This window comes from Streptomyces sp. NPDC054961 (genome assembly GCF_053609145.1).
In genome coordinates, this window is record NZ_JBSGWY010000023.1 from 107,811 (window position 1) to 129,104 (window position 21,294).

A 21,294-nucleotide genomic window follows, 5' to 3' on the forward strand; every position below is an offset into this window, starting at 1 on the left:
AAGGCAGGACCACGTGCTGACCGTCGATTTCTCCCGGTTCCCGCTCGCCGCAGGCGACCGCGTACTCGACCTGGGCTGCGGCGCAGGCCGGCACGCCTTCGAGTGCTACCGGCGAGGCGCCCAAGTGGTCGCCCTCGACCGCAACGGCGAGGAGATCCGCGAGGTCGCCAAGTGGTTCGCCGCCATGAAGGAGGCCGGTGAGGCCCCGGCCGGGGCCACCGCCACCGCCATGGAGGGCGACGCCCTCGCGCTGCCCTTCCCCGACGAGTCCTTCGACGTGATCATCATCTCCGAGGTGATGGAGCACATCCCCGACGACAAGGGCGTCCTCGCCGAGATGGTCCGCGTCCTGAAGCCCGGCGGGCGCATCGCCATCACCGTGCCCCGGTACGGCCCCGAGAAGATCTGCTGGGCGCTCAGCGACGCGTACCACGAGGTCGAGGGCGGGCACATCCGCATCTACAAGGGCGAGGAGCTGCTCGGCAAGATGGAGTCCGCCGGCCTCAAGCCCTACGGCACGCACCACGCGCACGGCCTGCACTCGCCGTACTGGTGGCTCAAGTGCGCCTTCGGCGTCGACAACGACAAGGCCCTGCCCGTCAAGGCGTACCACAAGCTCCTGGTCTGGGACATCATGAAGAAGCCGCTGGTCACGCGGCTCGCGGAGCAGGCCCTCAACCCCGTCATCGGCAAGAGCCTCGTCGCGTACGCGACCAAGCCGCACCTCCCCGTCGCCGCGGTCGCGGGCGCCGAGAAGTGAGCTCGCCGGAGCGCACCGCACCCGAGCACCTGGTCCTGGACGGGGTGCTGACGGCCGAGCAGGCCGCCGCCACGGTCGCGGGGATCCTCGCCGCGCAGCGCGCGGACGGGGCCATCCCGTGGTTCCGCGGCCACCACCTCGACCCCTGGGACCACACCGAGGCCGCGATGGCCCTCGACGCGGCGGGCGAACACGAGGCCGCGGAGCGGGCGTACGACTGGCTGGTCCGCCACCAGAACGAGGACGGCTCCTGGTACGCGGCCTACGCCGACCGCCCGGACGGGGTCGACACCCGCGAGCCGCAGGACGCGAACCTCGAGACCAACTTCGTCGCGTACATAGCCGTCGGCGTCTGGCACCACCACCTGTCCACCGGGGACGACGCCTTCCTCGACCGGATGTGGCCGGCCGTGTACGCGGCCGTGGAGTTCGTCCTGCGCCTCCAGCAGCCGGGCGGCGAGATCGGCTGGAAGCGGGAGCCCTCCGGCGAGGCGGTCGGCGACGCCCTGCTGACCGGGTCCTCCTCCATCCACCAGGCGCTGCGGTGCGCGCTGGCCATCGCCGACCACCGCGGTGAGCCGCAGCCGGACTGGGAGCTGGCGGCGGGCGCCCTCGGGCACGCGATACGCCGGCACCCCGAGCGGTTCCTCGACAAGTCCCACTACTCGATGGACTGGTACTACCCGGTCCTGGGCGGCGCGCTGACCGGCGCGGAGGCCAAGGTCCGCATCGAGGAGCGGTGGGAGGAGTTCGTCGTACCGGACCTGGGCGTGCGGTGCGTGCTGCCGAACCCCTGGGTGACGGGCGGGGAGTCCTGCGAGCTGGCGCTCGCGCTGTGGGCCACGGGCGAGTCGGACCGGGCGCTGGACATCCTGCGCTCGATCGGTCACCTGCGGGCCGACAACGGCATGTACTGGACCGGGTACGTCTTCCAGGACGGGGCCGTCTGGCCCGTGGAGCAGACCACCTGGACGGCGGGCTCGCTGCTCCTCGCGGTGGCCGCGCTGGGCGGAGACGAGGCCACGGGCGTCGTCTTCGGCGGCCTGACCCTGCCGGTCGGCCTGGAGCCGGACTGCTGCGGCTGACCGCCGTCCGTACGGCTCGGTAAGCCCGGAGCCGGCCCCGCGGAGCCCGTACGGCTCGTGCCGCTCGCACGAGCCGTACGGGCGAGCCGTGCGCACGGGGCGTACGTCTCCTCAGGTCCTCGTGCCGCTAGCGGCGGTAGAGCCGGCCCGCCACGGCGTGGCCGATGAACAGGTAGGCGACGGCCGCGACGCCGTAGCCGATGACCACCTGGACCCATGCGCGGTCGAAGGTGAACAGGTCGTAGGACCAGCCGGCCAGCCAGCTGGCCGCGTCGTGGATGAAGTCCACCAGTGAGTTGGCCTGGTTGGCGTCCAGCAGGTACAGCAGGACCCACAGGGCGATCACGAAGGCCATGGCGTCCGCCAGCAGGGCGACGGCGCGCCCCGCCTGGGTGCTTCCTCGGGCGTGCTCTCGTGTGTGTGTGCGCATGGTCCGCGTGTTGCCGCCCGGGGGGCGGGCAAACCCGAATGGGTCCCCCAACTGGCGCAGCCCCGGGGCCCGGGCGAGGCTGCGAGGGATTGGTGACACCCCAGTCCCCGGAGGAAACCCGTGTCCCTTCCCACCCGAACCGTTCGTTTCCGCCGCACGCTCACGGCGGTGTTGCTGTCCTGTGCGCTCCTCGGCGGTGCCACCGCCTGCGGCGGCTCGGGCGGTGGTGACACCGCCTCCGGTGGCCAGGTCGACGAGATCTCGGTCGCGATGGCCGCGTTCGCCGAGGCGGACGCGGCGGCCTCGGCCGAGGACGCCGCGGCGGCCGCCGCCACACCCTCCGCCAGTGCCAGCGCGGAGGAGAAGCAGAAGTTCGCCAAGACGCGCTTCGTGGCCAACGCGGGGCTCGCGGCGGGCGCCACGTACCAGTGGATCGTCAAGCCGTACCGCGCCGGCAAGTTCAAGAAGGGCGCCAAGGGCCGCACGTTCGCGCTCGTCAAGGCGGGCCTCGCGGGCGCCTTCGCGTACAACCGGCTGAAGGCGGCGAGCGAGAACGCCAAGGGCGACCCGCTGCTGTCGAAGGCCATGGTCCCGCTGACGGCGGGCATCGAGTCCCTCAAGGGCCTCGGTTCCAAGCTGGGCAAGGGCCAGGCGGGTGACGCTGACATCGGTTCCTTCGAGGGCGTCATCAACAGCGTCAAGGAGGCGGGGAAGAGCGCCGGCGCCCCGGTGACCGACCAGGTCCCGAGCGCGGGACAGCTGACCGGCTGACCGCCCGGCCGGCCGGCGCGCCGACCGGGCGGGAAGGGCCCGGGCAGGGCCCGAGCGGACCGCGGGGCGGGCCGGAAGGGAGCGGCACCCGTCCGGCCCGCCCCGCGGTCGTACCGCCCCCGGCTGTTTCAACATGATCTGGCCAGGAATCCCGGCCCTTTAGGGCTCGGGAGGAATGGCTTCTCTGGACTGATCTGACGCCCGCGTTACAGCGGGCGTTTTTGCTCCTCGATGTACTCCTTGATGACGGACAGCGGTGCTCCGCCGACGGAGGCGGCGAAGTATGAGGGTGACCAGAAGTGTGCGCCCCACAGGTCCTTGCGGATGTGATCGGCGTACTCCTTGCGGAGGTAGTGAGCGGACACGCCCTTGAGTGATCCGACCAGCGTCGACAGCTTGACCTGTGGCGGGTAGTGGATGAGGAGGTGGACGTGATCGCGTTCGCCGTTGAACTCGCGCAGCTCGGCGTTGGCCTTCACGCAGACTTCTCGCATGATCTCTTCGCAGCGCGTCAGGATCTCGTCGGTGAAGACTCCACGCCGATACTTCGGGACGAAGACCAGATGCGCATGGAGGGCGTATACGACGCGTCGGCCCCTGCGGATATCGGGGTTTGGTTCCCATCGAGGTGACATAGACACGATGCTACGATGATGCGCATGAAGCTCGTCGTGCAGGTTCGCCTCATGCCGACGCCCAAGGTGGGGCTGGCACTTGAGTGCACCCTGCGCACGGCGAACGACGCGGCGAACTGGCTGTCGGGCCAGGCGCACGAGCGGGGTGAGACCTCCCGCAAGGCGTTGCAGGGCTTCGCTTACCACGACCTGAAAGGCCGTGGACTGTCGGCGCAACCCGCGCTGCACGTGCTGCGGAAGGTCGCCGACGCCTACACCACCCTGTGGGCCAACATCCGCAACGGGAACCTCGGCAAGCCGGGGTCGAAGCGCCGCGGCAGGGCAGAGGGCAAGCCGATCGGTTTCCGGTCTGACGCGGCGCAGCCGTATGACGACCGGTGTCTCAGCTGGCAAGTGGACGAGCAGACCGTCAGTATCTGGACCACCGCCGGGCGTATCCGGGGCGTACGGTTCGCCTGCTCCGAGCAGGCCCGCCAGCTGCTGGCCGATCACCGCAAGGGCGAGTCTGATCTTGTCCACCGTGGTGGCATGTGGTTCCTCATCGCCACGTGCGAAGTCCCCGAGGCCAAGCAGTTCGAGCCGGCCGATTTCCTCGGCGTGGACCTGGGCATCGTCAATATCGCCACTACCTCGGACGGGAAGATCCACGCCGGACGCGAGCTGAACCGCTACCGCGAGCGTCAGCTTGCCCTGCGGGCGAAGCTCCAGGCGAAGGGTACCCAGTCAGCCAAGCGGGTCCTCAAACGGCAGCACCGCAAGGAGCGGCGCAAGGCGACCGAGACCAACCACATCATCTCCAAGCGCATCGTGACCGAGGCTGAACGCACCGGGCGTGGAATCGGCATGGAAGATCTTGCCGGTATCCGCCAGCGGGTACGGCTGAGAAAGCCCCAACGGGTCGCGCTGCATTCCTGGGCCTTCGCCCAGCTCGGACAGTTCGTGGAGTACAAGGCCCGCCGGGCTGGTGTCCCCGTGCTGTTCGTCGACCCCGCCCACACCTCCCGCATGTGCGCGGAGTGCGGATACACAGACAAGGCGAACCGTGTCTCTCAGGGACGGTTCGCGTGCCGGTCGTGCGGATTCGTTGATCACGCCGACCGCAATGCCTCCCGCAACATCCGCGCCCGTGCGTGGCAGTTGTGGCGAAGCGGGGCGGAGTCACACGCCCCTGCACCCGCTGAGGGTGCTGGACGGAGGAGACCACCCAGCAGCCAGCTGGACTCTACCTCCAAGCCTGACCCTCTAGGGCCGGGTAGTTGACTGGGGCGTGATCGAGTACGCAGTCATCGCCGCCGCGGCGGCCGGAGCCGGCTGGCTGATGCGCCGCAAGCACCGCCGGCGCCAGGCCGTCGCGCCCGCCCCCGGGATCCCGTGCATGGGCCGGCGGCCCGCCGGCACGGGCCGCTGGCGCAGCGGCCGGGTCCACGCCGGCCGGGCCGGGGCCCGCTGGGTGCCGGGCCGCGGGGAGCCCGTGCTCCTCGCCGGATTCCGGGCCACCGGGGTCCGCGTGCCCTCGGTGAAGGAGGGCATCTCCATCAACCCCGGCTCGCGGATCGTGACCTGCGCGTGGGCGGCCCCGGAGGACGCCGGGGCGGGGGACGCCGCCGAGACCGCCGCCGCCGAGACCGCCGTCTCCGCGACCGCCGCCGGCGAGCCCGCCGCCATCGAGATCGCCGTCATGCCGTTCGACCTGCGGGAGCTGCTGGCCGCCCTCGGGCACGAGGAGGGCGCGCAGCCGGCGTAGGCGGGCCGGCGGGCCCGGCCGCGGTCCGGCACTAGCCGTTCAGTTCCGCCAGCACCCGCAGCGTGTGCGGGTCGGGGGCGGTCACGAGCAGGTCGGTGACCGGGCCCTTGCGCCACAGCTCGAGCCGTTCCGCGATCCGCTCCCGGGGGCCGATCAGGGAGATCTCGTCGGCGAAGGCGTCCGGGACGGCCAGGACGGCCTCCTCCCTGCGCCCGGCCAGGAACAGCTCCTGGACGCGGTGCGCCTCCTCCTCGTAGCCCATGCGGCCCATGAGGTCGGCGTGGAAGTTGCGGGCCGCGTGGCCCATCCCGCCGATGTAGAAGCCGAGCATCGCCTTGACCGGGAGCAGCCCCTCGGCGACGTCGTCGCAGACCTTGGCCCGCGCCATCGGGGCGATCATGAATCCCTCGGGGAGGTCGGCCAGCGAGGCCCGGTAGACGTCGGTGCGCGTCGGCGACCAGTAGAGGGGGAGCCAGCCGTCCGCGATGCGGGTGGTCTGGGCGATGTTCTTGGGGCCCTCCGCGCCGAGCAGGAGCGGTAGGTCCGCGCGCAGCGGGTGGGTGATGGGCTTGAGCGGCTTGCCGATGCCGGCGCCGTCCGCGCCCCGGTACGGGTGGCTGTGGAAGCGTCCGTCGAGCTCGACGGGTCCTTCGCGGCGCAGCACCTGGCGGATGACGTCCACGTACTCGCGGGTCGCGGTGAGGGGGCTGGAGGGGAAGGGGCGCCCGTACCAGCCTTCGACCACCTGCGGACCGGACAGTCCGAGGCCGAGCATCATCCGGCCGCCCGACAGGTGGTCCAGGGTCAGGGCCTGCATGGCGGTGGCCGTGGGAGTGCGGGCGGCCATCTGCGCGATGGCGGTGCCGAGGCGGATGCGCGAGGTGTGCGCGGCGATCCAGGTGAGCGGGGTGAAGGCGTCCGAGCCCCAGGCCTCGGCGGTCCACACCGAGTCGTAGCCGAGGTTCTCCGCCTCGGCGGCGAGGTCGAGGTGGTCCGGGTTGGGGCTGCGGCCCCAGTAGCCGAGTGCGAGTCCGAGGCGCATGAACGGTCCCCTCCGCGATGCCGGGCGCGATGCCGGCCCAGCCATATCTGACGATGCGTCAGGTGACTGTAGGCCAACGGCCCCCCGCCCGGAAGGGCGGGGGGCCGCTGTGACGTGCTTCGCCGCGTACGGGCGCGCGGGTCAGCCGCGCTGGATGCCCGAGGTGTCGTTCAGGACGCCCCGGCGGCCGTCCTGGGTCTGGGCGACCAGGGTGGCCGCACCGTGCTGCTCCACCGCCAGGTACCAGGTGCCCGGCGCGAGTTCCGCGATCGGGGTGGGGCTGCCGTCCTCCGCGTAGAGCGGACGGGCCACCGGGACGGCGAACCAGAACGGGGTGAAGTCGGCCGGCGGGGTCTGCGCGGCTCCGTTGTCCTGGTGCGCGGGGGCCGGGGTCGCCGCCGGCTCGGGGGCGCCGCCGTAGGGCGGGACGGGCTGCGGGGTGTTCCCGTAGCCCGGGTACCCGTATCCGGCGCCCGGCTGCGGCTGGCCGCCGTACGGCGGGACGGCCGCGGCGGGCTTCGGGTCGGCGACCAGCTGTCCCGCGAGCGCGGGAACCTTCGCGCCGAACAGGGTCACGCCCGCCAGCGCCAGGGTGGCGAGGAAGGAGAGGACGGAGCCCGCGCCCAGGTCGAGCTGGCTCGGGCAGGTGATCAGCACCCACAGCGAGGCCCAGAGGGCGGAGACGGACAGCACGGTGCCCCAGGCCTGCAGGGGCAGGCCCGCGACCTTGCGGGACTCCGGCTGGAAGCGGGCGGAAAGCAGCAGACCGGCGGCGATGAAGCCGACCAGGAACACCGTGGGCAGGGCGAGCCCGCTGAAGTCGGTGTCCCACGCGCTCGGCATGTCGAGGCGGGAGCTGGAGTAGAAATCGAGGAACGAGGCGATGAACAGCAGTACCGCTGCTCCGATCACCACGCCGTCGCCTCGAGTGAGGGAGCGGATGTTCACGTCTTAGGTGTCCTTCTCGGTCTCGTCGTCTCGTGGTGCCGTGGTCGCACGCCATGACGGAGTGGCGGGCGGCACCATGGTACGGACGTCTACCGCGACCGGAGGGATCGGGGCGGCGGGCCGTCCCGAGGGGACTACCCGCCGAGGAAGCCCACGATGCCGTCGGCGATGCCCTGGGCCGCCTTCTGCCGCCATTCCGGACTCGACAGCAGCGCCGCGTCCTTGGCATCACGCATGTTGCCGCATTCGATGAACACCTTAGGCCGGGTCGAGAGGTTCAGTCCGCCCAGGTCGTCCCGCGTGACCAATCCGGTACCGCCGCCAAGGTAGTTGGCGGGGGCGGAGCCGGTGGTCCGGGCGAAGTTCCCGGCGATCCGCTCGCCGAGCTGCCGGGAGGACTCCGTGATCGGCGCGGTGTCCGCGCCGCCGCCCTTGACCTTGGCCGGGAGGATCACGTGGTAGCCGCGGCTGCCCGCCGAGACGCCGTCCGCGTGGACGGAGACGACGGCATCGGCGCGGGCCTCGTTGCCGATCCGGGCGCGCTCGTCGATGCACGGGCCGAAGGGGCGCTCGGGGCCCGCCTCGTGGGTGAGGACCACCTTGAGGCCCTTGGCCTCCAGGAGGGTGCGCAGGCGTCGGGAGACGTCCATGCTGAACGAGGCTTCCATGTAACCGGCGTTGGTGGTCGTGCCGGTGGTGTCGCACTCCTTGAGGTTGGTGCCGATGTCCACCTCGCGGCCGATCTCGGTGGTGTGCTTGAAGTTGCCGGTGTTGTGGCCCGGGTCGACGACCACCACGCGGCCCGCCAGGGGCCGGCCCGCGGCCGCGGGCCCGGAGGAGCTCGCCGAGGGGGCGGCCGGGGCGTCGGCGGCCGCGCTCGGGGCCGAGCCCGTCGCGGCGGCCCCGGCCGCCTTCGAGGCCGCGAGCGGCATCACGATCCGGGGCGGCCGCGAGTCGTCGGGGCCGGAGCCGCCGAGGACCTCGGTCAGCACCCACGCCGCCAGAGCGGCCGGGGCGAGCGCGGCGACCGCGACGGCCAGGGTGGAGCGGCGGGCGTACCAGGGCCGGTCCGGGCTGACCGAGGAGGCGGACTCGGGGGGCGGGGAGCTGTCGTCGTAGCGCACCCGGCGATGCTAGACCGGGGGTCGGTCGTACGTACGGACCCTGCGCCATTCGGGGGCGCGGTGCGCTTATATGCCGGACCGGGGTCCGGAGGCGTGCGCCGGGCCGGGGTCCGGGCGCGTGCGCGGCCGCGGGCCCCGTCGGGCGGCCCGGGTCAGATGCCCGCGCCGGTGCGGCGCAGGACGCGCAGGGAGTCGGTCACGGAGACCTCCTCGAACGCGCCGGAGGCCAGGGCGCGCCGGTAGATCCGGTACGGGGCCTGGCCGCCGTCGGCCGGGTCGGGGAACACGTCGTGGATCACCAGCGTGCCGCCCGCGGCCACGTGGGGGGCCCAGCCCTCGTAGTCGCCCGTCGCGTGCTCGTCGGTGTGCCCGCCGTCGATGAAGACCAGGCCGAGCGGACCGCCCCAGGCGGCGGCGACCTGCGGGGAGCGGCCGACGACCGCGATGACGTGGTCCTCCAGGCCGGCCTTGTGCAGGGTCCGGCGGAAGGTGGGCAGGGTGTCCATCAGGCCGATCTCCGGGTCCACGACCGTCGGGTCGTGGTACTCCCAGCCGGGCTGCTGCTCCTCGCTGCCCCGGTGGTGGTCGACGGTGATGGCGCTGACCCCGGCCTCGCGGGCGGCGTCGGCGAGCAGGATGGTGGAGCGGCCGCAGTAGGTCCCGACCTCCAGGAGCGGCAGCCCGAGCGAGGCCGCGGCGGTGGCCGCCTCGTACAGGGCGAGCCCCTCCCGTACGGGCATGAACCCCTTGGCGGCCTCGAAGGCGGCGAGGGTCTCCGGCTTGGGGCTGGCCATGGTGTTCCTCCTGCGGGTGGGGTCCGTCGCGCTCGGCGGCGCGGCGGGTCGGCGGCCCATCGTGCCTTACCCGCTGGTAGGACGCCATGCCCGGGGTCGGGTGCCGCACACCGGAGCCCGACTCCGGGGGCGTTGTCAGTGGCGGCGGGCACGATCGTGGGGTCAGGTCTTCGAAGGGAACGAGGGATCACCATGGCGGTCACGAACGAGCGGGTGGCGGGGCGGGAATTCCTCAGGTTGCTCTACCGCGACGCCTACTTTCCCGACGCCGTCCTCGACAAGGGCCGGGAGATCCTGCTGCGGCTCTGCGAGCGGATCGAGGCGGAGCGGCCGGCTGACCTGGCCGCGCTGTACGTGCTGACGGCGGCGGCGACGGTGGAATTCAACCTGCTGGAGGCGGAGTTCGAGGCGGCGGGGAGCGGGATCGAGACCGTCGCGCGCGAGGAGATAGCCGAGGACTTCTGGTTCGTGGCCTCGGCGTACGGGTTCGCGGACGCGGACGTGGAGAAGCTGATCGCCCCCCGGGAGTGGTGACGGCCCGGGTCCCCCGGGTCAGGGCCGCCGCCCGCGCGTAGGCGTCGTCGCCCGCGCACAGGAGTCGTCGCCGCACTCGCCCCGCACGCCCCGCTTCCCCTCCACCCCGTCCGCGCTCACTCCGGACGCCCCCCGTTGTCCGCGGACAACCCCGTTGTCCGCCCACCGGAGCCGCCGCCCGCACAGGGCGTCGGCGGCCGGGTGGGAGAACGCGTTTCACCCGGTCCCGTCCACGGCGCGGGGCCCGGTCGTCCTGAACGCACCGCCCCGGAGACGGGAGCGCGGTGCGGGGAGCGGGGAGCGAGGAGTGAGGGCCATGCACGTGAGGAAACGGCACAAGGTGGCGATCGCCGCGGCGGCGGCCGCCTTCACCGGCGGGACGCTCGTCGTGGTCCTCGGCATCCCGTTCGCCGCCGGGGGAGCGCCCCTTCCGGAGCGTGCCGGCGCCCCGGCCGCGTCCGGGGAACCGGCGTCGGAACCCCTGCGGGAGCCGGTCCCGGCAGAACTGGACCTGCTGCACACCGCCAGGGAGCTCCTGCTCCGCGACTGCATGCGCGCCAAGGGGTTCGTCTACCAGCCGGTGCCCCGCCAACCCGTCCCCGAGGCGCGCGAGTTCCACGGTGCCCGCCCCGGGCGATCCCAGCCCGGGGCGGGCACTGCCGTGGGGGACCGGCTCAGCGCGCGCCTTCGTCGTTCCCGGCGCGGCCGGTGAGGAGGCCGATCAGGCGGCGGGCCGGGGCGGTGGGGCCGGCCGGGTGGAGCAGTTCGGTGCGGTGGACCAGGCGCGGGGCCCGGACCGGGACCGCCGTGACGCCGGGCAGGGAAGCGGCCAGCGACCGGGGGAGCGCGGCGAGCCCGTGACCGGCCGCGGCGAGGGCGGCGAGGCCGTGCACGTCGGTGCCGAGGTGGCGGATCCGGGGGAGGAATCCGCCGCCGCAGACGGCGCGCAGCCGGTCGAGGGGGACGGCCGTGTCCGGGGCGTCGATCCACTGGGCCTGCGCCAGGTCGGCCAGCCGCACCGCGTCGCGGCCCGCCAGGGGGTGGCCGCCGGGGAAGAGCACCGCCAACGGCTCTTCAGCGGCGGCGAGGGTGACGGTGGGCCCGAGGTCCGGCAGCGGCAGGGGGTCGCTGGGCGCGGCCACGCCGTCGACGAGCCCGAGGTCGGCGCGGGCCGTGAGCACGTCCTCGATGACCGCCTCGCGCTCCCGTACGCGTACGTCGACGTCCACGCGGCCGGCCGTCCGCAGCCGGGCGAGGGCCTGCGCGACGGACGCGCCGAACGCGGCGGGGGAGCAGACGAGGGTCAGCCCGTCCGTGGGCGGCCGGTGCAGGCGGGCGAGGTCGGCGCGGGCGGCGTCCAGGCGGAGCAGCAGCGCGGGCGCGTGCTCCATCAGCCGGGCGCCGGCCGCCGTGGCGGCTACGGGACGGCGCTCGACGAGCCGGGTTCCCAGATCGGCTTCGAGCGCCGCGATGTGCTGGGAGACGGCGGACTGGGTGTAGCCGAGGGCCGAGGCGGCGACGGAGAAGGAGCGGTGGCCGAGGACCGCGACGAAGGTGCGGAGGAGATGCGGATCCATGGGCATCAGTATCGCTAATGCGCGCACCGGGAATCATCGTTGGACCTGATGCCCGGCCGTCCGCAGGATGGACCCATGAGCAACAGCACGCACCCCACCGCCCGCATCGCCCTGATCGGCGACCGCTCCGACGCCGTCCGCTCCCACGCCCGGATCCCCGGCCTGCTGGAGGCGCTGCGCCTGCGCGAGGGGCTGGACCTGGACGCCTACTGGATCCCCACGGAGGAAGCCGGCGCGGGCATGGACGGCTTCGACGCCGTCTGGGTGCTGCCCGGCAGCCCCTACCGCAGCGAGGCCGGAGTCCTCACGGCGATCCGGGACGCCCGCGAGGGCGCGATCCCCTTCCTGGGCACCTGCGGCGGCTTCCAGCACGCCCTGCTGGAGTTCGCCCGCAACGTCTGCGGCCAGGACCGCGCCGCTCACGCCGAGAACGACCCGGCCGCCGCCGGCGCGGACGCCGTGATCGTCCCGCTGGCCTGCTCGCTGGTCGGCCACGAGGGCACCGTACGGGTCACCCCCGGCTCCCGGGCCGCCCAACTGCTGGGCACCGACCGGACGGAGGCGCGCTACCACTGCGCCTACGGCCCCAACCCCCACCACCTGGACCTCCTGCGGGCCCACGGCCTGACCTTCACCGGCGCCGACGAGTCCGGCGACATCCGCATCGCCGAACTGGCCGCCCACCCCTTCTTCCTGGCCACCCTCTTCCAGCCCGAGCTCGACGGCGACGGCACCCGCGCCCACCCGCTGATCGCCGGCCTGGCCTCGGCCGCCGTGGAGCACGCCCGCGCCCGCTGAGCCAGCCGAAGGCCCGCCGTCGACGGGTCAGGGCATGCCGGTCACCTCACGTCGCATTCGAACCACACCGTCTTCCCGGTGGGATCGGGATCCGTACCCCAGCGGTCGGTGACCGCCTCGACCAGGAGCAGGCCGCGCCCGCCCTCCGGGAGCCCGTCGCCGTCCCGCGCCGCCACCCGTGGTGGCGCGGGACAGCCGTCCGCCACCTCGACGCGCAGCCCCTGCGGCTGCCGCAGGATCAGCACCACGCAGCCGCGATCGGGTACGTGGCGTACGACGTTGACCACCAGCTCGGTCAGCGCGAGCTCGGCGGCGTCCGCGAGCGCGTCCAGCTCCCAGCGGGCCAGGAACAGCCGCAGGATGCGGCGCATGTGCCGGGCGGAGTGGTCACCGACGGTGAAGCCCATGCGGTAGCTGACGTCAACGCCGTCCGTGGGGAGCTCAGTTGCGAGATTCATGTCACCAGGCTGGAGCGGGATGGTTACGCTCGGCTATGGACCGAAACGAACGCAGCACGGTGTGCACTTGGGGGTGACCGCTCCATGGTCAACATCCGCGATCTCGATCCCAGCGCCTCGCCGCTGGACTACTACGGCTCGGAACTGCGCCGCCTGCGGGAGGAGGCGCAGCTCAAACAGGGCCAGCTGGGCAGCATCGTCTTCTGCGCGGCCTCGCTGATCGGGCAGATCGAGACGGCGAGGAAGGTGCCGACCCGGGACTTCTCGGAGCGGGTCGACGCGGCGCTGGGGACGGGCGGGGTGTTCTCCCGGCTGGTGGGGTTGGTGCTGCGGAGCCAGCTGCCCACGTGGTTCCAGGCGTACGCGGAGATGGAGGCAAGGGCTGCGTACATCTCCACCTTCCAGGCGCAGCTGATCTATGGGCTGCTGCAGACGGAGGAGTATGCGCGGGCGATCCTCGGAGTGCGGGGCGATGCGGGGCTCGATGGGCAGGTGGCCGCCCGTATAGAGCGGCAGCGGATCCTGGAACGCGGCGAACCGCCGCTGATGTGGGTGGTGCTGAGCGAGGCCGCGCTTCACCAGGAGATCGGAGGTGGGGAGGTCATGCGCAACCAACTCGCCCATCTCTTGGCTGTGCAACAGCGGGAGTGGGTGAAGATCCAGATCTTGCCCTTCGAGGCGGGGGCCCATGTGGGGCTCGACGGCTCGTTCACGCTCTTGCGGTTCGACGAGGACCCAGACCTCGTCTACACCGAGGACTTCGTGCAGGGGCACATGACGGCCAATCCGCAGACGCTCAGGGAGGGTTCGCTCCGTTACGATCACCTCCAGGCCGCCGCCCTCTCGGTGGAGGACTCGGCGGCGCGGATCGCCCGTGTAATGGAGGAACGCTATGGACACCATCCAGAACCTGACGGGCGTGCGGTGGCGTAAGTCCTCGTACAGCGGAACTACCGGCGGCGAGTGCGTCGAGTGCGCCCCCCTAGGCCCCGCCGCCTGGCGCAAGGCCTCGTACAGCGGGGACACCGGCGGCGAGTGCGTCGAGGTCGCGACCCAGCCCTGCCGCGTCGCCGTCCGGGACTCCAAGAACCCGGACGGCCCGGCCTTCACCGTCGCCCCCGACGCCTTCGCGGTCTTCGTGCGCGCGCTCTGACGTCCCGAGGGGTCCGCGCGTGCGGATGCCGCACGCCCGTGGGGGTGACCTGGTGGGGCGGCGTCGGGCTTTCAGGGTGGTTTGCCGGTTTCGGGTGATGTCGTTCGTCATAGGACCCGAAACCGTAGGGCCCGTGAGCCCGCAAGGCCCGTGAGGACGCCCATGGCCAGCACTCCGCCCGCACTCCGCACAGAAGACGGACCGTCCACGCGCCGCCCCGCGTGGAACGCGATGATCCTGGTGATCGCCTGCACGGCCCAGTTCATGACCGTCCTGGACGTCTCGATCGTGAACGTGGCCCTCCCCGACATGAAGGCCTCCCTGGGCCTGAGTCCGGCCGGGCAGCAGTGGATCGTCAACGCCTACACCCTCGGCTTCGCCGGCCTGCTGCTCCTGGGCGGCCGGGCCGCCGACCTGGTCGGCGCCCGCCGCACCTTCCTGGCGGGCCTCGCCACCTTCACGGCCGCCTCGCTCGCCTGCGGACTCGCCGGCGGGGGCGCGACGCTGATCGCGGCCCGGGCCGTCCAGGGGATCGGTGGCGCGATCCTCGCCCCCGCCACCCTCACGCTGATCATGACCACCTTCACCGAGCCGCGCGCCCGCACGCGCGCGATGGGCGCCTGGGGCTCGGTCATCGCCGGGGCGGGCGCGGCCGGCGCGGTGATCGGCGGTCTCCTGACGGCGTACGCCGGCTGGCGCTGGGTGTTCTTCGTCAACGTGCCCCTCGGCGTGGCGCTCTTCGCCGCCGCCCTCCTGCACGTGCCCGGCGGCCGCCCGCCCGGCCCCCGCGCCGGTCAGGGCGCGCCGCCCCGCCTGGACCTGCCCGGCGCGCTCGCCGTGACGACCGGTCTGACCGCCCTCGTCTACGGGATCATCTCCACCGAGACGGCCTCCTGGACCTCCCCCCACGTCGCGGCCGCCCTCGGCGCGGGCGTCCTGCTGCTGGCGGCCTTCGTGGTCATCGAGTCGAAGGTCGCCGCCCCGCTGGTCCCCCTCCCGCTGCTGCGCCGCCGCAGCCTGGCCCTCGCCAACCTGGTCATGGCCGGCCTGGGGTCCTCGATGTTCGCGATGTGGTTCCTGCTCTCCCTCTACCTCCAGCAGGTCCTCGGCTACAGCGCCCTGAAGACCGGCCTGTGGTTCCTGCCGGGCTGCCTCGCGATCATCCTCGGAACACGGCTCTCCACCCGGCTCATCCACCGCACGGGGCCGCGCCCCCTCCTGGTCGCGGGCATGGGCGTCGGCACCCTCGGGTTCCTGTGGCTGTCGCGCGTCACCGTGGGCGGGGCGTTCACCACCGACGTGGCGGCGCCCTTCGTGCTCTGCACCTTCGGCCTGGGGCTGGCCATGCTGCCCGTCACGGCCGCGGCCACCGCCGGCATCGCCCCGCGCGAGACGGGCCTGGTCTCCGGGCTGGTCAACACCTCCCGCCAGGTCGGCGGCGCACTCGGCGTGGCGATCCTCGCCACCGTCGCCTCGCACACCACCCGCGCGCACGCCGGGCCCGCCGCCCAGGCCCTCACCGCCGGGTACGCGAACGCCTTCCTCTGCGCCGCCCTCTTCACCGCCGGCGCGGCGCTGGCCTCCCTCTTCCTCCCCGGCGGCCCCACCGCGCCGGGGCCCGGCGGAGCCCCCGCGGCCGCCCCCGCCGCCGTCGAGAAGCAGTGAACGGATGCGTCCCCCGCCCCCTGCCGGGGACGGGGGACGCATCCGTTCGGACCGTTCGGACCGCTCAGACCGTGGCCAGCTGCGGGATCAGCCGCAGGGCGTTCTCGCGGTAGATCCCGCGCAACTGCTCGGGGGTGAAGGCCGGGTCGGCCTCGAGCGCGGGGAGCGCCAGGTCCGTCACCGTGTCCGGCGGCGCGGCCGGCCAGTCGGTGCCGAAGAGGATCCGGTCGGCGGGGACATGGGCGAGGAGCGTCGCGGCCGGTGCCATCGGCCCGGCCGTGTCGTAGTAGAACCGCGCCACGTGGTCGCGGACGGCGCCGGGGTCGACCGGCGGGTCGCAGAACCGTCCGAGGGCCTGCACGCGGTGGGCGATGTACGGCAGGAATCCGCCCGCGTGGGGCAGGATGACGGAGAGGTCGGGGAAGCGGTCCAGCGTCCTGTGGCTGATCATGTTCACCGCGGCCCGCGTGGTGTCCAGCAGGAAGTCGCACAGGAAGTTCGGGATGCCCGGGACCGTCATCGCCCCGGGCCGGCCGCCCGGCAGGTGGTGCGGGTGGGTGTCCACCACGGCGGAGAGCTCGTTCAGCTCGGCGAAGATGCGGTCGTAGGCGGGATCTCCGAGGTAGACGCCCCCGTAGTTGGCGGTGACGTTCACGCCGACGGCGCCCAGTTGTCCGAGACCTCGGCGCACGGCCCAGGACGAGGCCTCGTAATCGTCCAGGAACAGAGGAACGTAGTAGGAGAACCTGCCGGGGTGCGAGCCGGCCACGTCCATCATGGAGCGCAGCGTGATGGACGTGGCCTCGCGCAGCTGCGCCGACGAGCGGTAGCGGGCCGGCAGCATGGGCTTGAGCACCGCCGTCGTGATCCCCGCCCGGTCCATGAAGCGGACCGCGTCCTCGGCGCCGAGGTGCGCCCACCGGGGGAGGGCGGCCGGGTCGATCAGCCCGTGGCGTTCGGCCCATTCGCGCCACTCCGGCGCGCAGTAGTGATGGTGCACGTCGATCTTCGGCTGGACCCCGAGGGCCCGGTCCGGACCCGGCGGGGCGGCGTTCCCCGCCGCCCGCACGTCCTCGGTGACGCCCCCGGCGGAGATCCGTGGCTCCTCCGTGAGGGCCTCGCCGAGGGCCAGGCCTGACGTACTCCCGGAGTCCTGCATGCGTCCACCGTCCGTCGGTCGTCGGGTCAATGCGCTGGGGCCGCGGAGGTCACCGGGGCCTGGTGGGCCGCGGGCGGCCGTGCCGGCCGCCCCCCGGCCCGCGGCTGCGGCTCCAGGACCAGGTCGAGGCGCTCCAGACCGCGGAACGCCGGCACCGGGCCCTTGAGCCACGCCCCCCTGCTCTCCTCCTCGTCCACCAGCTCCATCTCCGGGAACTCGCGGAGCAGGCAGCCGAGCGCGATCTCGAGTTCGAGCCGTGCCAGGGGCGCTCCCAGGCAGTAGTGCGTGCCGTGCCCGAATCCCAGGTGCGTCCCCTGGATGCCCGTGCGGGTCACGTCCAGGACGTCCGGGGAGTCGAACTTCTCGGGGTCGCGGTTGGCCGAGGTGATGGCGATCTGGACGAGGGAGTCCTTGGGGATCACGGTCCCCCGGATCTCGGCGTCCTCGGTCGCGTACCGGAACGTGGAGGTCTCCACCGAGCCCTCGAACCGTACGAGTTCCTCGACCGCGCCCGGGATCAGCCGGGGGTCCCGGCGCAGCTTCTCCATCTGCTCGGGATGGAGGAGGAGGTCGAGGACGGAGTTCCCGATCTGGTACGCGGTGGTCTTGTGGCCGGCGAAGAACAGGACCCACAGCGACGAGACGAGATCCGCGTCGTCGAGGCTGTCCTCCGCCGTGATGAGGTCGCTGAGGAAGCTGTCCGAGGGGTTGGCGCGCGTGTGCGCGACGAGCCGGCCCAGCCGCTTCTGCAGCCATTCCTCGGCCGTCTTCAGTTCCGCCCGCATCTTCGGGTTGAACCGGGACCGCGTCACCACCCCGAACTGCTCCAGGAGCTCGGGGCGGTCGTTCTCCTCGATCCCCATCAGCTCGCACAGGACGGCGATGGGCAGCGGGAACGCGAAGGAGGTCATCAGGTCGACCGTTCCGCTCGCGCGGCACTGCCGGAGGAGTCCCTCGGTGATCTCCGTGATCCTCGGCCGCATCTCCTCCACCCGGCGGGGGGTGAAGGCGCTCCTGAGGGCGCGGCGCAGCCGCGTGTGGCGCGGCGGGTCCGAGAAGAGCACGTTGTCGTCGAGTGCGTCGAAGAAGCTGCCGAACACCGCGTGGTACGTGTCGAGGGCCCCGCGCATGTCCTTGCTGAAGCGCGGGTCCGACAGGGCGTCCCGGGCGTCGTCGTAGCGCGTGATGAGGTAGGTGTCGACCCCGTGCGGAGGCGTCAGCCGGCACACCGGTGCCTGCTCGCGCAGGGCGGCGTAGGCGGAGTGGGGGCACGTGCGGTACTGCGGCGTACCGCTGGACACGGACGCGATGAGGCCGTGCAGCGCTCCGCCGCCCTTCGGTGGCGCGTCTGGTGCCGGTTTCTGCTGAGTCATGTTCCGCGTCCTCCGTGAACATCGGTGTGCTGTGGACACACCGGTTCCCCGTGGGGATCGGTCGCGAAACGGGCCTTGGTTCGTTCGAGTCAGAGCGCCGCCGCCGGGTGCCGTGGGCCGGTCGGGGGTCAGCCGTCCGGTCCGGCCGCGTGGCGGGCCCGGTGGCCCGGGGACAAGCTGCTCGGTACCAGCCCGCCACGGATGGAGTCCGCATGCTCCGCAGTTCCGCCCCGACCCTCGCGGCAGCCGCGACGCTCGCCTGGGCGGCCGTCGCCGCCGTTCCCGCCGCCGCCGCTCCCGCCCTCGCCGCTCCCGCCCCCGTCGTTCCCGCCGCCGATGTTCCCGCTCCCGTCTACGGCGGATCCGCCCGCGCGGCGGCCGTCTCCGGTGCGGGCTCGGTCAGGGCCGCCGCCGAGCGCGCGATCGCGTACCGCGCGACCGCCCCGTACCAGCGGCACTCCGCCGCCGTGAGGGCGGGCTACGTGCCCGACAAGTACTGCGTCCGGGACCCCGCCGGTTCGGGCGCTCTCGGCTACCCGCACTTCCGCCACGCCTACGACAACTCCGTCGATCCGGCGAAGCCCGCCGCGCTGTTCTACGAGGACGACCGGCGCGGCGGCAAGCGGCTCACCGGCGTCCAGTGGGTGGTCTACGACCGCGACCAGGACCCGACGACGGACGAGGACCGCCCGAAGCTGTTCGGCCGGTCCTTCACGGGACCCCACGCCGGCCACTTCCCCGGCCAGCCCGTCCACTACGCCCTGCACCTGTGGCTCTGGAAGGAGAACCCCAAGGGAGCGTTCCAGACCTACAACCCGGCGATCACCTGCCTGCCCGGAACCACCCGCCCGAAGCCCTCGTGACGCGGCGCCCCACCCCGCCCCCGCCGCCGGGCGGCCCGGGGGCCGCGGCGCCCCGGAGCGCTCCGTGCCGGCCACCCTTGCCTTCATCCTGCAAACAACTGCCTTTACCCTGAGGCGGGTTCGAACGGCCGGGGGCCGGTTCGGGCGACCACAGGGGATCACCGGGGGACGGGCAGCATGAGCAGTGCGATCAGTGACGGCCGGGACGGCCGGGACGACGACTACGTCGACGGGGGCATCAAGCCGCTCGCGGCCGGGGACCCGAGCCGTATCGGGCCCTACCTGCTGCTCGGGCGGCTCGGCGCCGGGGGCATGGGGCGGGTGTTCCTGGCCCGGTCCGAGGGCGGGCGTACGGTCGCCGTGAAGGTGGTGCACGAGGAGCACGTCTCGAACGCGCAGTTCCGCGCCCGCTTCCGCCACGAGATCGACGCCGCCCGGCGCGTGGGCGAGCGGTACACGGCGCCCGTCCTCGACGCGGATCCGGACGCCGACCGGCCCTGGGTGGCCACGGGGTACGTCCCCGGCCTCTCGCTGGAACAGATCGTGCGCCGGCACGGCCCCCTGCCCGTGGAATCCGTACACGCCCTCGGCGACGGACTGCTGCGCGCGCTGAAGGACATCCACTCGGCCGGGATCGTGCACCGCGACCTCAAGCCGTCGAACGTGATGCTGACCGTCGAGGGCACCCGCGTCATCGACTTCGGGATCTCGCGCGCCCTGGAGACCTCCGTCGAGTCGATGCTCACCAGCACCGGACTGGTCGTCGGCTCGCCCGGGTTCATGTCGCCCGAGCAGGTGCGCGGGCAGCGCGCGGGGGCGAAGAGCGACGTGTTCACCCTCGGCTGCGTCCTGATGTACGCGGCCACGGGCGAGCTGCCCTTCGGGCACGGCGCCGACAACCAGCACGCGGTGATGTTCCAGATCGTGGAGGGCGAGCCGGAGCTGGAGAAGGTCGGGGACGGGGCCCTGCGCGCGTTCATCGGCCGCTGCCTGACCAAGGGCATCGACGAACGGCCGGGCGTGGAGGAGCTGCTGGAGGATCCGGAGCGGGTCCGTCCGGCGGTGGTCGGCGGGGCCTGGCTGCCTCCGAAGGTGGTGGCGCGCCTCGCCCAGCAGGCGGCGCGCCTGCTGGACGCGGAGGCGGAGCCCGGGGTGGCGTCCGGGGCGGGTTCCGGGACGGGTTCCGGGACGACGGCCGCAGCGGCGCCCGAGGCGGCGGGCGGCCCGGAGCCGTCCCGGGACCCCGACCGGGCCACGGTCGGGCTGCGGCCGGATGCCGCCGCCGGGTCCGGGCCCGGGGGCGGGCCGGGGGAGGGCTCCGGGCCCGCGGGTCCGGTGGTCCCGGTCGTCGGCCCGGTGGTTCCGGCCGGCACCGCCGAGAGCGGGCGGCGGGAGGGTCGCCGGCGGCGGTGGACCGTCGCCGTGCCGGCCGTCCTCGTGTTCTCGGTCGGCGGCGGCACGGTGGCCCTGATCCAGCCGTTCGGGGGCGGTGGTGACGGGTGGCAGGCGTCGCCCTCGGTCAGCGCCGGGCCCGTGACGCCCGGCGCGGCCGGCTCCGCTCCCGCGGCGACCGGCTCACCGGCCCAGGACCCGCAGGGCTCCGGGAGCCCGCAGGCCCCCGCCACCCCCGGACCGGACGGCCAGGTCGGCGGCGCGGCGGTTCCCGGCGGCGGTGTCGCTCAGGGCGGCGCGGCCGGTGCGGGGACGCCCGGGGGCGGCGCGGGCACACCGGGCGGAAACGGCGCGGCCCAGGGCGGCGGGGGCGCCGCCGTCGGGGGTACGGGCACGAGCTCCGGCACCGGTACCGCCGCCGGTGCCGGTCCGGGCGGCGGCGCCGGCGCGGCCGGCGCCGGCGGGGGAGCCGCCGCCGGCGGGGGCGGCTCGGGTTCGCCGAGCGGCGGCGGCTCGTCCGGGGGCGGCACGGTGCCCTCGTACTTCGTCGGCTCCTGGACCTACAAGGGTCAGTTCAACATCAATCAGCCGGTGACGGTGACCATCGGGCCGTCCGGGGCCGTCCGGCTCATCAGCGACTCCCCCATGGGTCACTGCGAGAACATCGGCAAGGTGGCGTCGGTGGCCTCCGGCGGGTCCCGCATCGACATCGGCGCGGCCGCCGTGGACAAGAGCAAGTCCACCAGCCAGTTCTGCGGGGTCCTCGACCCGTCGTTCTTCACCCGGAGCGAGCCGGTCGGGCTCCAGCACAACGTGGGGCCCTCGCACGGCGACGGGTACTACTACCAGCGGTCCTGACCGTTCCTAGCCAGTGCGCATGAGTGAGTCTTGGATCCACTGGTGCGTACTGGGCGCATCCCGAACGGTTTTGGATGCACTGGGTCCCCGCTTTCTCTTCCCGCTCGGCGTCGGCTCTCCGTGTAGCCGGT

General features: G+C 73.3%; 23 protein-coding genes. 13 read left to right on the plus strand and 10 right to left on the minus strand.

What is annotated here, in order from left to right:
- Positions 1-13 precede the first annotated feature (13 nt).
- Both ACWF9Z_RS21500 and ACWF9Z_RS21505 read left to right on the plus strand, forming a co-directional pair.
- Positions 14-760 carry a class I SAM-dependent methyltransferase gene (locus ACWF9Z_RS21500; RefSeq protein WP_453604260.1) on the plus strand — a complete coding sequence of 249 codons (747 nt, stop codon included), beginning with the start codon at positions 14-16 and terminating at the stop codon, positions 758-760.
- Positions 757-1,845 carry a prenyltransferase gene (locus tag ACWF9Z_RS21505; protein WP_453604262.1) on the plus strand — a complete coding sequence of 363 codons (1,089 nt, stop codon included), beginning with the start codon at positions 757-759 and terminating at the stop codon, positions 1,843-1,845. Before ACWF9Z_RS21500 ends, ACWF9Z_RS21505 begins: the two co-directional genes overlap by 4 nt.
- A 127-nt stretch (positions 1,846-1,972) precedes the next feature.
- Here ACWF9Z_RS21505 and ACWF9Z_RS21510 read toward each other — a convergent pair whose 3' ends face one another.
- Positions 1,973-2,275 (minus strand): hypothetical protein, encoded by a 303-nt coding sequence (locus ACWF9Z_RS21510; protein WP_453604263.1) that lies wholly within the window; start codon positions 2,273-2,275, stop codon positions 1,973-1,975.
- A 168-nt stretch (positions 2,276-2,443) separates the two neighbouring features.
- Between ACWF9Z_RS21510 and ACWF9Z_RS21515 the strand changes: the two genes are divergently transcribed.
- On the plus strand, positions 2,444-3,046 hold the full coding sequence (locus ACWF9Z_RS21515) for a hypothetical protein (RefSeq protein WP_453604265.1): 603 nt from the start codon (positions 2,444-2,446) through the stop codon (positions 3,044-3,046).
- A gap of 206 nt (positions 3,047-3,252) precedes the next feature.
- Here ACWF9Z_RS21515 and tnpA read toward each other — a convergent pair whose 3' ends face one another.
- On the minus strand, positions 3,253-3,681 hold the full coding sequence (gene tnpA, locus ACWF9Z_RS21520) for an IS200/IS605 family transposase (RefSeq protein WP_453604266.1): 429 nt from the start codon (positions 3,679-3,681) through the stop codon (positions 3,253-3,255).
- Positions 3,682-3,705: 24 nt separating this feature from the next.
- Between tnpA and ACWF9Z_RS21525 the strand changes: the two genes are divergently transcribed.
- Both ACWF9Z_RS21525 and ACWF9Z_RS21530 read left to right on the plus strand, forming a co-directional pair.
- Positions 3,706-4,941 carry an RNA-guided endonuclease InsQ/TnpB family protein gene (locus ACWF9Z_RS21525; RefSeq protein ID WP_453604268.1) on the plus strand — a complete coding sequence of 412 codons (1,236 nt, stop codon included), beginning with the start codon at positions 3,706-3,708 and terminating at the stop codon, positions 4,939-4,941.
- A 7-nt stretch (positions 4,942-4,948) separates the two neighbouring features.
- Positions 4,949-5,425: a hypothetical protein gene (locus ACWF9Z_RS21530; protein ID WP_453604270.1), complete on the plus strand. Its 477-nt coding sequence runs from the start codon at positions 4,949-4,951 to the stop codon at positions 5,423-5,425.
- A gap of 31 nt (positions 5,426-5,456) precedes the next feature.
- Here the strand turns inward: ACWF9Z_RS21530 and ACWF9Z_RS21535 are convergent, their stop codons facing one another.
- From ACWF9Z_RS21535 to ACWF9Z_RS21550, 4 genes are all read right to left on the minus strand, one after another.
- Entirely contained in the window at positions 5,457-6,467 is a 1,011-nt protein-coding gene (locus tag ACWF9Z_RS21535) for an LLM class F420-dependent oxidoreductase (RefSeq protein ID WP_453604272.1), read from the minus strand.
- Between the two features lie 141 nt (positions 6,468-6,608).
- On the minus strand, positions 6,609-7,415 hold the full coding sequence (locus ACWF9Z_RS21540; RefSeq protein WP_453604274.1) for a hypothetical protein: 807 nt from the start codon (positions 7,413-7,415) through the stop codon (positions 6,609-6,611).
- A 134-nt stretch (positions 7,416-7,549) separates the two neighbouring features.
- On the minus strand, positions 7,550-8,539 hold the full coding sequence (locus ACWF9Z_RS21545) for an N-acetylmuramoyl-L-alanine amidase (RefSeq protein WP_453604276.1): 990 nt from the start codon (positions 8,537-8,539) through the stop codon (positions 7,550-7,552).
- A 152-nt stretch (positions 8,540-8,691) separates the two neighbouring features.
- On the minus strand, positions 8,692-9,333 hold the full coding sequence (locus ACWF9Z_RS21550; RefSeq protein WP_453604278.1) for a class I SAM-dependent methyltransferase: 642 nt from the start codon (positions 9,331-9,333) through the stop codon (positions 8,692-8,694).
- A 192-nt stretch (positions 9,334-9,525) separates the two neighbouring features.
- On the opposite strand from ACWF9Z_RS21550, the gene ACWF9Z_RS21555 reads away from it, so the two are divergent.
- Complete coding sequence (locus ACWF9Z_RS21555) at positions 9,526-9,867, plus strand: DUF5713 family protein (RefSeq protein WP_453604280.1); 342 nt, start codon at positions 9,526-9,528, stop codon at positions 9,865-9,867.
- A gap of 316 nt (positions 9,868-10,183) precedes the next feature.
- Positions 10,184-10,579, plus strand: coding sequence for a hypothetical protein (locus tag ACWF9Z_RS21560; protein ID WP_453604281.1), 396 nt, complete (start codon positions 10,184-10,186; stop codon positions 10,577-10,579).
- Here the strand turns inward: ACWF9Z_RS21560 and ACWF9Z_RS21565 are convergent.
- A complete protein-coding gene (locus ACWF9Z_RS21565) occupies positions 10,542-11,444 on the minus strand; it encodes a LysR family transcriptional regulator (RefSeq protein WP_453604283.1) in 903 nt (300 codons plus the stop codon). The two genes, ACWF9Z_RS21560 and ACWF9Z_RS21565, sit on opposite strands and share 38 nt — an antisense overlap.
- A gap of 75 nt (positions 11,445-11,519) precedes the next feature.
- Here ACWF9Z_RS21565 and ACWF9Z_RS21570 point away from each other — a divergent pair, with 75 nt between their 5' ends.
- Entirely contained in the window at positions 11,520-12,242 is a 723-nt protein-coding gene (locus ACWF9Z_RS21570) for a CTP synthase C-terminal region-related (seleno)protein (RefSeq protein ID WP_453604284.1), read from the plus strand.
- 41 nt (positions 12,243-12,283) lie between these two features.
- Here the strand turns inward: ACWF9Z_RS21570 and ACWF9Z_RS21575 are convergent, their stop codons facing one another.
- On the minus strand, positions 12,284-12,700 hold the full coding sequence (locus tag ACWF9Z_RS21575) for an ATP-binding protein (protein ID WP_453604285.1): 417 nt from the start codon (positions 12,698-12,700) through the stop codon (positions 12,284-12,286).
- Between the two features lie 84 nt (positions 12,701-12,784).
- Between ACWF9Z_RS21575 and ACWF9Z_RS21580 the strand changes: the two genes are divergently transcribed.
- The 3 genes from ACWF9Z_RS21580 (at position 12,785) to ACWF9Z_RS21590 (ending at position 15,518) form a co-directional block, all read left to right on the plus strand.
- Positions 12,785-13,633: a helix-turn-helix domain-containing protein gene (locus ACWF9Z_RS21580; RefSeq protein WP_453604286.1), complete on the plus strand. Its 849-nt coding sequence runs from the start codon at positions 12,785-12,787 to the stop codon at positions 13,631-13,633.
- Positions 13,593-13,853 (plus strand): DUF397 domain-containing protein, encoded by a 261-nt coding sequence (locus ACWF9Z_RS21585; RefSeq protein WP_453604287.1) that lies wholly within the window; start codon positions 13,593-13,595, stop codon positions 13,851-13,853. The genes ACWF9Z_RS21580 and ACWF9Z_RS21585 overlap by 41 nt, the downstream gene beginning before the upstream one ends.
- A 162-nt stretch (positions 13,854-14,015) precedes the next feature.
- Complete coding sequence (locus ACWF9Z_RS21590) at positions 14,016-15,518, plus strand: MFS transporter (RefSeq protein WP_453604289.1); 1,503 nt, start codon at positions 14,016-14,018, stop codon at positions 15,516-15,518.
- 64 nt (positions 15,519-15,582) lie between these two features.
- Here ACWF9Z_RS21590 and ACWF9Z_RS21595 read toward each other — a convergent pair whose 3' ends face one another.
- A complete protein-coding gene (locus ACWF9Z_RS21595) occupies positions 15,583-16,677 on the minus strand; it encodes an amidohydrolase family protein (RefSeq protein ID WP_453604291.1) in 1,095 nt (364 codons plus the stop codon).
- 26 nt (positions 16,678-16,703) lie between these two features.
- Entirely contained in the window at positions 16,704-18,050 is a 1,347-nt protein-coding gene (locus ACWF9Z_RS21600) for a cytochrome P450 family protein (protein ID WP_453604292.1), read from the minus strand.
- A 212-nt stretch (positions 18,051-18,262) separates the two neighbouring features.
- Between ACWF9Z_RS21600 and ACWF9Z_RS21605 the strand changes: the two genes are divergently transcribed.
- On the plus strand, positions 18,263-18,913 hold the full coding sequence (locus ACWF9Z_RS21605) for a hypothetical protein (RefSeq protein ID WP_453604294.1): 651 nt from the start codon (positions 18,263-18,265) through the stop codon (positions 18,911-18,913).
- Between the two features lie 177 nt (positions 18,914-19,090).
- On the plus strand, positions 19,091-21,163 hold the full coding sequence (locus tag ACWF9Z_RS21610; RefSeq protein ID WP_453604295.1) for a serine/threonine-protein kinase: 2,073 nt from the start codon (positions 19,091-19,093) through the stop codon (positions 21,161-21,163).
- The last annotated feature ends 131 nt before the right edge of the window (positions 21,164-21,294 follow it).

What these genes read in the sequence shown, in the direction of transcription:
- ACWF9Z_RS21550 (WP_453604278.1), bottom strand. Translation starts at nt 9,333, where the DNA reads ATGGCCAGCCCCAAGCCGGAGACCCTCGCCGCCTTCGAGGCCGCCAAG.
- ACWF9Z_RS21535 (WP_453604272.1), bottom strand. Translation starts at nt 6,467, where the DNA reads ATGCGCCTCGGACTCGCACTCGGCTACTGGGGCCGCAGCCCCAACCCG.
- ACWF9Z_RS21510 (WP_453604263.1), bottom strand. Translation starts at nt 2,275, where the DNA reads ATGCGCACACACACACGAGAGCACGCCCGAGGAAGCACCCAGGCGGGG.
- ACWF9Z_RS21565 (WP_453604283.1), bottom strand. Translation starts at nt 11,444, where the DNA reads ATGGATCCGCATCTCCTCCGCACCTTCGTCGCGGTCCTCGGCCACCGC.
- ACWF9Z_RS21585 (WP_453604287.1), top strand. Translation starts at nt 13,593, where the DNA reads ATGGACACCATCCAGAACCTGACGGGCGTGCGGTGGCGTAAGTCCTCG.
- ACWF9Z_RS21570 (WP_453604284.1), top strand. Translation starts at nt 11,520, where the DNA reads ATGAGCAACAGCACGCACCCCACCGCCCGCATCGCCCTGATCGGCGAC.
- ACWF9Z_RS21580 (WP_453604286.1), top strand. Translation starts at nt 12,785, where the DNA reads ATGGTCAACATCCGCGATCTCGATCCCAGCGCCTCGCCGCTGGACTAC.
- ACWF9Z_RS21575 (WP_453604285.1), bottom strand. Translation starts at nt 12,700, where the DNA reads ATGAATCTCGCAACTGAGCTCCCCACGGACGGCGTTGACGTCAGCTAC.
- ACWF9Z_RS21525 (WP_453604268.1), top strand. Translation starts at nt 3,706, where the DNA reads ATGAAGCTCGTCGTGCAGGTTCGCCTCATGCCGACGCCCAAGGTGGGG.
- ACWF9Z_RS21560 (WP_453604281.1), top strand. Translation starts at nt 10,184, where the DNA reads ATGCACGTGAGGAAACGGCACAAGGTGGCGATCGCCGCGGCGGCGGCC.
- ACWF9Z_RS21590 (WP_453604289.1), top strand. Translation starts at nt 14,016, where the DNA reads ATGGCCAGCACTCCGCCCGCACTCCGCACAGAAGACGGACCGTCCACG.
- ACWF9Z_RS21600 (WP_453604292.1), bottom strand. Translation starts at nt 18,050, where the DNA reads ATGACTCAGCAGAAACCGGCACCAGACGCGCCACCGAAGGGCGGCGGA.
- ACWF9Z_RS21555 (WP_453604280.1), top strand. Translation starts at nt 9,526, where the DNA reads ATGGCGGTCACGAACGAGCGGGTGGCGGGGCGGGAATTCCTCAGGTTG.
- ACWF9Z_RS21605 (WP_453604294.1), top strand. Translation starts at nt 18,263, where the DNA reads ATGCTCCGCAGTTCCGCCCCGACCCTCGCGGCAGCCGCGACGCTCGCC.
- ACWF9Z_RS21610 (WP_453604295.1), top strand. Translation starts at nt 19,091, where the DNA reads ATGAGCAGTGCGATCAGTGACGGCCGGGACGGCCGGGACGACGACTAC.
- ACWF9Z_RS21595 (WP_453604291.1), bottom strand. Translation starts at nt 16,677, where the DNA reads ATGCAGGACTCCGGGAGTACGTCAGGCCTGGCCCTCGGCGAGGCCCTC.
- tnpA (WP_453604266.1), bottom strand. Translation starts at nt 3,681, where the DNA reads ATGTCACCTCGATGGGAACCAAACCCCGATATCCGCAGGGGCCGACGC.